Genomic DNA, 12647 nt, shown 5'->3' on the forward strand with positions numbered 1-12647 from the left:
CCCCTCCAATCGATTTCCAACATGGACTTATCATTTCATCATTTTATTAACCGCTTCATCCGCTTTTTTCAACGCCTCTTCGACTGACATGCGTTTGTGCTGAGCGGCGCTCAAGTATTCGGATACCGTCGTCTCCCACTTCTCATCCTGAGGGAACCAAGGACGGGCTTTTGTTGTTTTCATCGTCTCTTTAAGCGCATCGTAACGGCGGAATTGCTTGACATTCGTTCCGTCGATTAGCTTGTTGGTTAAAGCGGGATCGGAGTACGATTCTTCACGCACCGGGTCCCCTGCGCCCAGCAGGGCCTGGTTCACGTCGTTTTCTTTCGACTCCAGCCAAGCCATAAATTTAAAGGCTTCATCGGAGTTCTTCGACGATTTCGGAATGACCATAGGCCAGGACGAATAATCGGCGACGGATTTCTTCATAGCGGGCGTTTGCGCGAAATCCCATTTCCCAAGCGTTTTGGACTTGGTGGGATCATCGACTTCAAATGCTGACCAGGACCAGTGAATCGCCATAGCCAATCTGCCTTGAGCGGCGTCGGAAGCCACTTCGACGAACGTATAATCATTAATGCCCGGAGGCGAAAACTGCAGCAGATCGACCCAGGTTTTCGTCGCTTCGATGGACTCCGGTGTGGACAAGGACGATTTCATCGTATTCCAGTCAAATACATCGCCCTCATTCGAATAAAGGAAGGTCAGCCACGTATGTACATTCCCGAACCCTTTGCTGGCCTGGGCCGCCCAACCGTATATTTTTTGCCCGTCCACGACTTTGCCGTTGAAAAATTCGGACGCATCACGGAATTCCTTCATCGTTTTCGGAGGAGCCAAATCATATCCGTACTTGGCTTTAAATTCTTGCTTAAAGGTCTCATTATTGAATAAATCCGAACGGTACCAGAGCAAATGAGGATGTACCGTTTGCGGTAAACCGTAAATCGTGCCGCCTTCGCCGAAAGAACCGTTTTTTCCGTTCCATTGTCCTGCGGCCAAAGCTTTCGGCAATAATTTGGAAGTATCAAAATGATACGTTTTGATCATATCGTCCAAGGGCACGAGGCTGTTTTGCGACGCGAACTCGGGGATCCAGTTGTAATCGACGCTGAAAAGGTCATAGTTTGCTTTACCGGCAATTGACGTGGCGATTTTCTGATAAATGACATCGCGTCCGACCAGCTCGACGTTCACTTTGACTCCCGTTTCTTTCTCATATTGCTTGGCTAATTCTTGTACGCTGGTCCCCCAAGTGGAAGCAAGGAAAACGCTGTTTAAGGTTACGGGTTCGCCGGTTTTCGGAGTCCCGCCGGATTCCGAAGCCGAGGCGCCGGCATGATTCGCGGGACTGCTCCCGGGTTCAGAGGAGCATGCGCTAAGCAGAAGCAGACTGCTTAATAAAATCATGAATGAAAAATTTTTTTTCACTCTCAAAGTCGTACCCTCCAGAAATTTCTATTGAAATGAAATCGCTTACAATCAATCTTTGAACAGCCCGCCCTTAAACATTTTCCCATGTTAGAGATTGAATCGATTTCGTAACCGCATCGAGCACTTTATTGTTCATCACACCATCGTAAAAGTTTGGATACACCTGCTGCTTATCCTTGATCGCTTTGAAGAAGTCTGCAAATTCATTCACAAATGTGTTTTGGTAGCCGATGATATGTCCCGGCGGCCACCAGGCATTGATATACGGATGAACATCTTCCGTCACCATAATGCGTCTAAAGCCTTGCACTTCCAGATCATCTTCGTTAGACCAGAATTCCAATTCGTTCATGCGTTCAAAGTCGAAGACGAGCGATCCCTTGCTTCCGTTAATTTCAATGCGTTCATGATTTTTTCGTCCGCCGGCAAATCTCGTTGCTTCGAAAGTTCCGACCGCCCCGTTTTTAAATTTAGCCAGGAAGGCTGTCGTATCGTCAACCGTAACCGCTTCATATTCCGTCATTTCGCCTTTTGCCGTTAGCTTGGAGCTTAATTGATCATCGACTTTCACCTTGGGGCGTTTGTCCACAAACGTTTTCTCCATGCCGACCACTTTATCGATCTCTCCGACCAAATATCTCGCCAAATCGACGATGTGCGCATTTAAATCCCCGTGCGGCCCAGACCCTGCAACCTTCTTATTCAGCTTCCAGCTCGCAGGGAAGTTAGGATCAAGCAGCCAATCCTGCAAATATACGCCTCTGAAGTGGTGAATGTCCCCCAGCCGTCCATCCTGAATAAGCTTTTTGGCAAGCCCGATCGCCGGTACTCTCCGGTAATTGTGGCCCAGCATATGGACAATTCCGGCTTGTTCCGCAGCTTCAAACATACGGTGCGCTTCAAGAGCGTCCATCGCTAACGGTTTCTCGCAAAAAATATGCTTCCCTGCTTTCGCCGCTTCAAGAGCGATTTCGATATGGGAAGACGTCGGCGTTGCAATATCGATCACGTGGATGTCTTCCCGATGAATTACATCTCTCCAGTCGGTAGCAAATTCTTCCCAGCCGAACCTTTCCGCCGCCTGCTTGACCAAATGCTCCGTTCTGCCGACAATTACTTTTTTGACGGGCTTCACGCCATGATCGAAGAAGAATGGCACATTCTCAAATGCATGGCTATGGGCCTTCCCCATAAAGTTATAACCAATTAACGCAACATTGATCTCTTGCACAAATGGACACCTCCTGTGAAATTTCAATCCATCGCATGCGTTATGAAAGAAAGGGCGTTAAGCCCTTTCTTCATCAATCGGTATTAATGCTGTTTGCTCTTCTTATCTTTCTTGTCAAATACCGCTTCAATAACAATAATTCTTAAATCGGAGTCGCCAATGTTCCGGAAGGTATGCTTGCTTCCGCTTTTGGTCAGACACGCGGTGCCGGGATCCATAACAAACGTGTCTCCGTCAACCGTCATTTCCCCTTTGCCTTCCACAACGTAGTAAATCTCTTCATTACCCACATGAGGGTGCAAACCGATTGTTGTGCCTACAGGCAGCGTCGTTTCATGCATAAAATTGATGAGCGAGTCAAAATCTTCCGGATTTCCGGGAACAGGGAGCAGCGGTTCATAGCCCAGCAGTTGTCTGACGAGAATCGTCCCTTGACCATCATGGCACTCATCCACCGGAAAATTCACTACATCGTTTCTTCCTCTCACTACATAAGCCATTTCGAATCAACTCCTCAGTATAATTTATATAAATGAAAGTACTGCCGATAGGGGTAACACGCCCATCAACCGATGGAAATGACATTTTTCAAGCCAATACCTCTTGTTGCGTGATCGAAGGCGTTATTGATTTGATCCAGGCTGAAATTAGCCGAAATCAGCGATTTTACATCAACCAAACCGTGTTTAACAAAATCAAGCGCTTGAACATATTGCAAAATGCTCGACCTTGTACTTCCTGTTACAATGACTTGTTTGTAGTGAATCAGGTTGGTGTTCAACGGAACAATTTCCTTTTCTTTGGGAAGACCGCCGAAGAAATTGATTCTTCCGTTCATGGCCACCAATTCAAGCGAGCTTGCTTGAACTTGAGGTACCGGGCAGGCCGTAATTACGACTTCTACGCCTTCGCCATTCGTGATGTCAGCTACGTAATTCCTCAAGTCGTCAGAAGACACGGTTATAATAAAATCGTCAATCTGACGGCACATTGCCATCCGCTCTTCGGAAATATCATTCATAATGACTTTAGAAGCTCCGGCCATCTTGGCCAGCTTGGCATGCATTAATCCGATGGGACCGGCACCGATGATCAGCACGTGATCCCCGGGTTTAATATCCACCTTCAGGAACCCGTTGTACACACATGCCAAAGGCTCAACGAGAGCCGCTTCTTCGAAAGATACATGATCCGCCAACGCGCAAATGTTCCCCTGCCTTACCGCTGATTCGGGAATTTTCACGTATTGGGTAAAGCCTCCATGAATATTGATGCCAAGGGCTTGATATTCCTTGCATAAATGAGTATTGCCGCTTACACACTGCCTGCACATCCCGCAGCCCATATTAGGAGCCACGGTCACTCTCATGCCAGGCTCATACTTCTTTACGTTTTTTCCAACCTGTTTAATAACACCTGCCATCTCATGTCCTAAAATTCTTGGCGTAGCACTGCTGATGCCGGCGTAGCCGTTATTAAACATTCGGACATCCGTACCGCAAATGGCAGCCTTCTTTACCTCCAGTAACACTTCATTCTCGGTTATTACCGGATCTGCAATTTCCTCCAGCCGCAAATCTTTGGGGCCATACAACATAGCTGCTAGCATCTTCTCATTCATCCTTTCCGAATGCGTTCGTCTCTGTTCTCTTTTATCGTTATATCTTATTTTTACTTATTGTTTTCTTGTTTTTATTATATTTTATTGTCATTTGTTAGTCAATCACTATTTTTTATAAAAATTAGATTTCTTCGATCTGCATATCCAACACGCGAAGCACCATATCCATCTCTACCTTTTTATGTCCCGGAATCAATATGCCGTGGTGCGAATAAAGCGCATTCATCAGTTTGTGACCGTCGTTAATTTGAATCAATGCGCCATTCCTGCAGTCCGAACCGGGATATCCGACGTATTCCTTCAGGGCGCCTTCGACGACCAGCATTTTTCCAAGTGTTGGATGCAGTTCCGCAATCGTAATTTCACCGATCGGGTAACGCGCGTCGATGGCCGTTGCCTGATCATCCACGATACCCAGCACCTTCGGCCTTAATGTCCACTCTGACGCAAACGATCTGGGCATACAAGCAAAATAGCCGCAATGGCCGACCAGAATATGATTTTCAGGCTCTTCGACATTAGGAAATTGGTCTATCTTTTCATGCTTGATAGCTGCCATTCCAGCCAGGAAAGGGTATAGATTACTCATCACGACAGGCGCCTTCAAGGACTTATGTAGAATAAATTTGTTAAGCAGCGACATGATATCGCCTTCACAAGCCCACATGACTCCTTTTTCTTCATACAGCATGCTCCATGTCATGCAAGGCGTCGTATCCGAATAGAACGATTCGTTCAGACAGTTCATGCCTACACCCCGGATCGTTTCATCGAGTTCAATTTCCTGCTTGACAGCGATATACATTTTCACAGCGTTTTTTAGCGCCCTGGGTGCAACGCCTTCCGTATGATGATTCCATGCCTTAAGAACCTGTTCCGCTTCCGTGTCCGGAATATCTTTGGCATCCTGGGCAAGCTTCTTAAAGCTTTTTTTCACGACGGTAATCCCGAATTTATCTTTGATTCGCCGGATACACTCTTCTTCCCACCAAAAGAAACGCTTGAAAATACTAGCCTGCATCCCGTCGCCCGGATTGTCTTGAAAAATAAGAAACTTCGTCTCTCTCATCTGGCTTTTGACAGCCAAAGTCCGGCAAATGGTTTTCGTTAGATCAAGACTATATGGAGCAAATGTCTCGATACCTTCCGCTTTAAAAAATGTTATAATTTCCCAGTCCCACATCGCAACCGTTCCAAATTCCGACGTTACAATCAGAAATGGCTTATTGATTTTTTTCAGCTGTTCGATTTCTCGATAAGCTTCTCCCACCAATTGCGGAAAAATAACGGCATCCGCTTCGGGAATTGGTGAGCCGAGCGCGACTGGCTCTAAAATTTCGGCTTCCTCGGCCAGCATCTCTCTTAACCTGTTTACCTGGTCATCAAATTCTTTATTTCTTTCGGACTTGAAGTACATGGGAACTAATTGCGCTTTCATATCATATCACCTATAACCTTTCATTTATTATTGTTTTGTATCTAATATTATTTTATTTTATTACATTTTATTCTGTCAATGTTTAAATGAATAACGTTTATTTCCGCCAAACCCATACAGCGCTTTCATTCTTCAATCCAACACCTGTAGCCTAATCATAGGTTCTTTCCCATTATTAAACAATTCATCGAAATTGAGTTTAAATTATACTATATTGTGTTGATTTGCCTGCGAAATAAAAAGAAGGCTACAAAGTCCTTAGACCTTGCAACCTCCAGATCCGCTAACTCCATTGCGCGGCACCGTATCCAGGAGCATGGGGATTAAGCAAAGATACCGAAGAACGGCCGGAAGCGCCCTCCAATGGGAGCTGTGACGGGCGCCTTGATTGATAGATAAAGACGTGCCGACATTAAAATGCAGACGGACTACGGGGCGAGCTTTTCTATCGCAATGGTTTGCTTGGGAGCGGCTCAGGCTGGGCTTCCATACGGAGCATACTGAAAGGATCAGGGAGCGGACTTCGAGAGGCGAAGACTTGCGTCAAATAAAGATCAGATTTTTTTTAGATTTGTACAGCCATTCTTCGACAGCTTTTTCCCGTTATTCCATTATAATAGTACTATATAAACAGGTTTACAGGAGGTCATGATCATCGTGCCGCATAGCTCAAACTTCCAATTAGTAGCCGCTGAATTAGACATCATTAAAGTCGGGATTGAACTCGGGCTTGATATCGAACAGCTGCTTGCAGCCGTTATGACAGACAAAGACTCTGAAGAAATAAAGGATCATTTCAAATAACAAGGCGACCGTTTCCGGTCACCTTTGCGGGTCGTTCTTTTTTTCCAGTTCCTCTCTCAGATACATAATAAAGCGAATAGACTCTGCTTCCGTTAATCGGTTGCCTTCGAAGGTAAAATGAAATTGACGAAGTATTTCCTCTACATCGAGATGCAGCATATCAACCAGCTGCTGAACTTCCATGTCTACTTTTCCCAACATCGATTTCCTCCTCCGTTAATCCACAATGGTCAACGGGCGTCATTTCGGCAGCTGGCAAGCGTTCTGGACTTCGTCCAAATTAGCCCCTATAGCTTTGCGTCATCATCTTTCGATGATTTTGCCGTTTGTCGTTGACTTCATCTGTACTTCTACTATACCTAATATTTCCATACCCTACAATATAACGAATCATATTTTATCCAGCGCTTAATCAATTATTTATACTTTTTCACAGCAATCATGAGGGTCCTGTCAAATTTTTTGTCCGACTGCCGTTTATAACCGGTATTTGTTGTTTAAAATGTTATTGACCAGCTTATATCACATGGGGTTGGATGGCTGCCTTAACCATTTACACCGATCTCTCATTCGGTTTCATTTTGGATCTGTATAATTTTGTTGAGCCTACGTTGAATTTTGCCGATCTCCCCCTTCAAGCGTTACTGCCTCCTTCTATAGGCCTTATTTTCCTCAATTTTATGCCCAAAAAAGTGCAGCACTTCTTTTTTTATCTGATAGGAGTCGTACTCATTTCCATTCCTTTTGAATATTTGTCGATTTTAACCGGTTACCTGATATATAAAGGGTGGAAGCTATGGTACTCCGTCCCCTTCTACCTATTCGGTATGATTTATTTAAGATGGCACTTGTTTTACTTGAGAAAACGACATCCTTAAATCATAATGGCCTGATCATAACTTGCAGGCATAGCATACCTCCCCTTCATTCTATATAACCCGCAGGTCCGGTCCTTGAAACAGGATATCAGGAAATAATCTTGCTCAGCAGCAACGAAGTTTGCAACGGAACAAGCCCTGCCCCGTAATGCCTCGAATGCGTCCGCATAGCTGCTGGCCAACCCGATCAACGTGCTCCCATCGGTTGCGGCGGGCGTAACCGATCCGCGAGCCGGGAACAGCGGCGAATGATTTTATACGTTACGGATGTGGACAGCATTTGGAATATTGGTATTGAATTGGAATATACTCCCATGGTAACATAGTCCTATCAAGTTGTTTCATTAACACCATGTCGAATAGTTTGAAACGGGAGTCAAATACCAAAATTTCAATAAGGAGGATGAGACGAGGATAAGTGGATCAAAGAACCGTTTACCCGATCATATGCAAATCAGTTTGTAAGCGATTACATATTTGAGTATTATCCTGCCTTCTTCTGCCATTCCCCTTGTCAGGCGTCTTCAACGAATGAACTTATCGCTGGCAATAAATGAATGTCGATTCATAAAAGACATATCGCTGCATACATATTGAACGAATAACTGGAACGAAAAACGCTCAAACCTTATGAAGGAGGACAGGTCTATGAGTCTGGCTATTTCGAAATCATACGGCAAACAGTTTATCGCGGGGGTTTGGAAGGACGGGTCGAGCGGTAAAACGTATCAGGATCTGAATCCATACAACAATGAAGTCGTCGCCACCTTCATTCTTGGAAATGAAACGGATGTGGACGAAGCTTACTCCGCGGCCAAAGAAGCGCAGAAGGCATGGAAAGAAACCTCTGTTGTGCTGCGGAACTGCTTGAACAAAGAAAAGATGAAGTAGCGGCCATCATGATCAAGGAAACAGGAAGTTCTATGGCCAAAGCCCAAATTGAAATTAAAAATAGCGCAGGCATCATTCGGGCCGCAGCGCAGTATCCCGAACTGATGACGAATCCGCGAGTCAATCCGTCCGTCATTCCGGGTAAGGAAAATTTGATCTACCACGTTCCGGTTGGCGTCATTGGCGTCATTTCACCGTTTAATTTTCCACTCGTGCTGTCCATGCGCAGCGTAGCTCCGGCTATCGCGACGGGAAATGCCGTCGTATTGAAGCCCGATATTCAAACTGCCGTTTCCGGCGGTCTCGTCATTGCCGAAATTTTTGAAGAAGCCGGTCTCCCTAAAGGCGTGCTGAATGTCCTCACCGTGGATATTGCCGATATTGGCGATTACTTTATCGCGCACCCTGTTCCGAAAGTCATATCCTTCACCGGTTCGACTGCAGTCGGCCGCCACGTCGGAGAAGTGGCAAGCCGAAACTTAAAACGCGTGTCACTCGAGCTTGGCGGCAACAGCCCCTTCGTGGTGCTGGAAGACGCCGACTTGGAGAAAGCGTTAAGCGCAGCGCTCTTCGGCAAGTTTTTTCACCAAGGACAAATTTGTATGATTACGAATCGGATCTTCGTGCATCGCTCCCTTTACGATCAATTCGTCAGCAGTTTTGTAGAAAGGGCGCAAAAAATTCCGTACGGCGATCCTAGCGTCGATCCCAACGTCTTTATCGGGCCGATTATTAATGAAAAACAGATGCAAAAGGTGCTGAACGTCATTGAAGCAGGGAAAACAGAAGCGCGTTTGGTGCTGGAAGGACAACGAATTGGGAATGTGCTGACGCCGTTTGTATTCGCTGATGCGAAAAATGACAGTACCCTGGCTCAAACCGAAATTTTCGGCCCCGTAGCCACGATTATTCCGTTTGATACCGAAGAAGAAGCGCTCGCCCTAGCGAATGATACGCCGTACGGACTATCGGCCTCCGTTTTCACCAGCGATTTGGAACGAGGCATCGAGTTTGCCCGTCACATTGAAAGCGGCATGGCCCACGTGAATGATCAGACCATCAATGACGATCCTAACGCTCCTTTCGGCGGTGAAAAAGCGTCCGGTCTCGGCCGATTTAACGGAGAATGGATCTTTGAGGAATTTACAACCCGGAAGTGGGTATCGGTCCAGCGGGAATATCGGGATTTCCCGTTCTAGAACGAAAGCCGAATCGAGAAACCTGTGCCTTGTTAAGGCATGGGTTTCTCTCATTTCAACAAACATCGTAAAAACCGAACGTATTAGTCTAATTGTTGTGAAGTGTTCGGAAATTTACGAAAAAATATGAGAAAAACATTGACACCGGGTATATCCGTCATTTAATCTATGGAAGGATCAATTGAATGAAATGACAGACAAGTTCGTATATCCTCAATAATATGGTTTGAGGGTTTCTACAAGGAGCCAAAGAATCCTGACTACGAATATGGGATACGTGTATCTGCTATCCTATATTCGCAGTCAGGATTTTATTTTTTCCACATTACTAAGCGATCCCAAGTAAGGAGAGAATGGATAAGGCAATGCTCGATTGTCTGTGATGAGGCTGGAGCAACCCTGTCCTATTTAAATTGGAGGCGAGATGAATGAAGAGCTTGTTTAAGTTGGAAGAACGAGGCACATCGATTTCGACCGAGCTGATGGCCGGTGTCACTACATTTTTAACGATGGTATACATCGTTATTGTGAATCCCGGCATTCTGAGCAAGGCGGGGATGGATTTCCATGGTGTGTTCATTGCGACAGTGCTCGCGAGCATTGTCGCAACGCTGATTATCGGGGTATTTGCCAACTACCCGATCGTGATAGCGCCAGGCATGGGGTTGAACGCTTACTTTGCCTTTAGTGTTGTGGGGGGCGGCGGCGTTTCATGGCAAGTTGCGCTTGGCGCCGTATTTGTGGCGGGGATCTTGTTTGTGCTGTTATCGCTGACCTCGTTCCGCTATATGCTGCTGGATGCGATTCCTTCAAGCCTGAAACATGCCATTACGGCGGGCATCGGCTTATTTATCACGTTTATCGGGCTGCAAAACGCTAAAATTATTGTCGATTCTCCGGCCACCTTAATCACCCTTGGGAATTTGAAGGAACCCATGACGATGTTAACGATTATCGGACTGGCTGTTTCCCTTATCCTCATGGCTTATCAGGTTAAAGGATTTCTTTTTGTGGGCATGCTGATCACCGCAATTCTGGCTTGGTTCCTGGGGCTGCTTCATTTTCCGGATGCTTGGGTATCTTGGCCGACCGGACTTGCGGCAACGGCCTTCCAGTTAGATATCGCCGGGGTGTTTACAAACGGTCTATATGCGGTTGTGTTTACCTTTTTGCTGATTACGCTGTTCGATACGACGGGAACGATGCTGGGGGTTGCGGAGCAAGCCGGACTGCTGAAGGATAATAAATTCCCGCGTTCACGGGGGGCGCTCGTTGCAGACGCCATAGGCACAACCGCCGGCGCTCTCCTCGGAACAAGTCCGACATCCGCTTATATTGAGTCCAGCTCCGGAGTTGCCGTAGGCGGGCGAACGGGTCTCACCGCTGTAACCGTCAGCGTGCTGCTTGCGCTTACGCTATTCTTCTCGCCGACGGTTGCCGTGCTTGCCAATATTCCTGCGATAACAGCTCCGGCATTAATTATTGTCGGTTTTCTCATGATGAATGTCTTGCGGAAAATTGATTGGCACGATCTGGAGGAAGCCTTCCCTGCTTTTCTTATTGTTGTACTGATGCCGCTAACCTACAGCATTGCTACGGGAATCGGCATCGGGTTCATCGTCTATCCGATCTTAAAGCTTGTTCGTGGTAAAAGGAAAGACGTTCATCCGATTTTTTATGCGTTCGCCGTGTTGTTTTTTATTCAAATTGTGTTTTTCAGTCATTGAGACAGGAAGTCATTCGTGGGGTTCCCGGTATCCGAAACGCAGGAATGCAAAAAGGCTGCCCAGCGGCAGCCACTCAAGGATCGTACATTTAAAATAACAGAGTCGCCTCTACCGGTCAGCGTACGATCGCCTGCCCGCCAACCCGCAGGCCGGTCTCTTTCGTTGCGTACTGCATCCTGGCCGTAAAATGCTTGTCCAGCTTTTCAATGACAACGCCGATCAAGTAGGAAGCGCCGGTATAATGGATGAACGAAACCGTGCCGGACAACGAATTGTAACCATCCGAGCCCCCGCAGGCCGGGCTTCCACTCCCCCGGGCAGCACTTCGACGGCTTCCGGACGAACCATTGCGTAGGTCGGCGTCTGCTGTCCGGCAGTCCTCTCCGCCGCAATGGTCTGGTCCCCCGCCAATTTCATCCGCCATCGCCCGTGCTCCTCCTCCGCCCCGGATACTTGCACCGGATTGGATTCGCCCACGAAATTAGCCACAAACGGATCGGCCGGCTTGATCGTGCGTTACGAAAATGCCGGTAAATCCGTACTCCTTCTGTAACGAGCGGATTTCTATGCCTAGAGCTTGCCGCAGCTTGGCGTCCAGATTGCTAAGCGGCTCATCGAACAGCACGAGCGGCGGCTTCAGGACGAGCGTTCTGACCAAAGCGACGCGCTGCTGCTGCCCTCCGGATAATTGGGCGGGAAATCAGTCCATATAGCCGCTCAGCTGAACCGATTCCGAGGCGGCACAAACGTCAAATCCCGATTGTCCAACAAGATCGATCCGGATGAAGGAACTTGCAGGCCGGCGATCATACGAAGAGTCGTCGTTTGGTTGGCTAAATCCCTTCCTGTGGATGGAGTTATGATTCAACATGATTATTTAGAGCTTGGACTTGTAGAATAAGCGTTTTATGAGTCGGCACTCTATTCTACAGATGGTTCTGGTCCATCGACAAAAGTCTCCGGTTCAAGACGGATTGGACGGCCTCCCGAATTTCCTCATAACCTGTGCAACGGCAAATGTTAGATTGCAGCCAATCTTTGATCGTTTCCTCGTCGGCTTCGGGATAAGTTTGGGTCAGCGCATAAATATTCATGATAAATCCTGGGGTGCAGTATCCACACTGAAAAGCAAATTTTTCGACAAAGGCTCTTTGGACGGCAGTGTCTTTTAGACCTTCAACAGTCGTAACCTTTTTTCCCGCCGTTTCCACCGCAAGCATCAGACACGATTTCATCGGCGAACCGTCTAGGAGCACCGTACAAGTACCGCAATCCCCATTCCGGCAGCCAGGCTTTGCACCGGTCAGACCGAACGATTCCCGCAGAACGTCCAAAAGAAGATCCGCCGGTCGGACGGTTGCGGTCCGCAGCTCCCCGTTCACATTCAGGTTAAGCATTACCGCATAAAAGTCATTACTTGACAT

The 12647-nt window shown here is 47.0% G+C and carries 10 protein-coding genes, 2 pseudogenes and 2 riboswitches; of the genes and pseudogenes, 3 read left to right on the forward strand and 9 right to left on the reverse strand.

What is annotated here, in order from left to right:
• Positions 1 to 30: 30 nt before the first annotated feature.
• From ACZ439_RS06070 to ACZ439_RS06090, 5 genes are all read right to left on the reverse strand, one after another.
• On the reverse strand, positions 31 to 1431 hold the full coding sequence (locus ACZ439_RS06070; protein ID WP_330164531.1) for an ABC transporter substrate-binding protein: 1401 nt from the start codon (positions 1429 to 1431) through the stop codon (positions 31 to 33).
• 73 nt (positions 1432 to 1504) lie between these two features.
• Complete coding sequence (locus ACZ439_RS06075; RefSeq protein WP_330164530.1) at positions 1505 to 2665, reverse strand: Gfo/Idh/MocA family protein; 1161 nt, start codon at positions 2663 to 2665, stop codon at positions 1505 to 1507.
• An 83-nt stretch (positions 2666 to 2748) separates the two neighbouring features.
• The gene (locus tag ACZ439_RS06080; protein ID WP_141333841.1) at positions 2749 to 3165 is read right to left on the reverse strand and encodes a cupin domain-containing protein; all 417 of its coding nucleotides are present in this window, start codon (positions 3163 to 3165) and stop codon (positions 2749 to 2751) included.
• Positions 3166 to 3230: 65 nt separating this feature from the next.
• Positions 3231 to 4286, reverse strand: a complete 1056-nt coding sequence (locus ACZ439_RS06085; protein WP_230876127.1) for a zinc-dependent dehydrogenase — start codon at positions 4284 to 4286, stop codon at positions 3231 to 3233.
• Between the two features lie 121 nt (positions 4287 to 4407).
• Positions 4408 to 5724, reverse strand: a complete 1317-nt coding sequence (locus ACZ439_RS06090; protein WP_464620751.1) for a hypothetical protein — start codon at positions 5722 to 5724, stop codon at positions 4408 to 4410.
• 648 nt (positions 5725 to 6372) lie between these two features.
• Between ACZ439_RS06090 and ACZ439_RS06095 the strand changes: the two genes are divergently transcribed.
• The gene (locus ACZ439_RS06095) at positions 6373 to 6528 is read left to right on the forward strand and encodes a hypothetical protein (protein WP_464620752.1); all 156 of its coding nucleotides are present in this window, start codon (positions 6373 to 6375) and stop codon (positions 6526 to 6528) included.
• 18 nt (positions 6529 to 6546) lie between these two features.
• Here the strand turns inward: ACZ439_RS06095 and ACZ439_RS06100 are convergent, their stop codons facing one another.
• Entirely contained in the window at positions 6547 to 6729 is a 183-nt protein-coding gene (locus ACZ439_RS06100; RefSeq protein ID WP_464620753.1) for a hypothetical protein, read from the reverse strand.
• Between the two features lie 43 nt (positions 6730 to 6772).
• Positions 6773 to 6862, reverse strand: a riboswitch (cyclic di-GMP riboswitch).
• A gap of 1192 nt (positions 6863 to 8054) precedes the next feature.
• On the opposite strand from ACZ439_RS06100, the pseudogene ACZ439_RS06105 reads away from it, so the two are divergent.
• A pseudogene (locus ACZ439_RS06105) lies at positions 8055 to 9496 on the forward strand (aldehyde dehydrogenase family protein).
• Between the two features lie 183 nt (positions 9497 to 9679).
• Positions 9680 to 9779, forward strand: a riboswitch (purine riboswitch).
• A 145-nt stretch (positions 9780 to 9924) separates the two neighbouring features.
• A complete protein-coding gene (locus tag ACZ439_RS06110; RefSeq protein WP_127606293.1) occupies positions 9925 to 11223 on the forward strand; it encodes an NCS2 family permease in 1299 nt (432 codons plus the stop codon).
• A 115-nt stretch (positions 11224 to 11338) separates the two neighbouring features.
• Here ACZ439_RS06110 and ACZ439_RS06115 read toward each other — a convergent pair whose 3' ends face one another.
• From ACZ439_RS06115 to ACZ439_RS06125, 3 genes and pseudogenes are all read right to left on the reverse strand, one after another.
• Positions 11339 to 11647 (reverse strand): hypothetical protein, encoded by a 309-nt coding sequence (locus ACZ439_RS06115; protein WP_054799616.1) that lies wholly within the window; start codon positions 11645 to 11647, stop codon positions 11339 to 11341.
• 81 nt (positions 11648 to 11728) lie between these two features.
• Positions 11729 to 11923, reverse strand: a pseudogene (locus ACZ439_RS06120) (ATP-binding cassette domain-containing protein); the annotation flags it as partial.
• 226 nt (positions 11924 to 12149) lie between these two features.
• Positions 12150 to 12647, reverse strand: a complete 498-nt coding sequence (locus ACZ439_RS06125) for a (2Fe-2S)-binding protein (RefSeq protein WP_230876129.1) — start codon at positions 12645 to 12647, stop codon at positions 12150 to 12152.

It is taken from the genome of Paenibacillus sp. JCM 9796, from assembly GCF_055379675.1.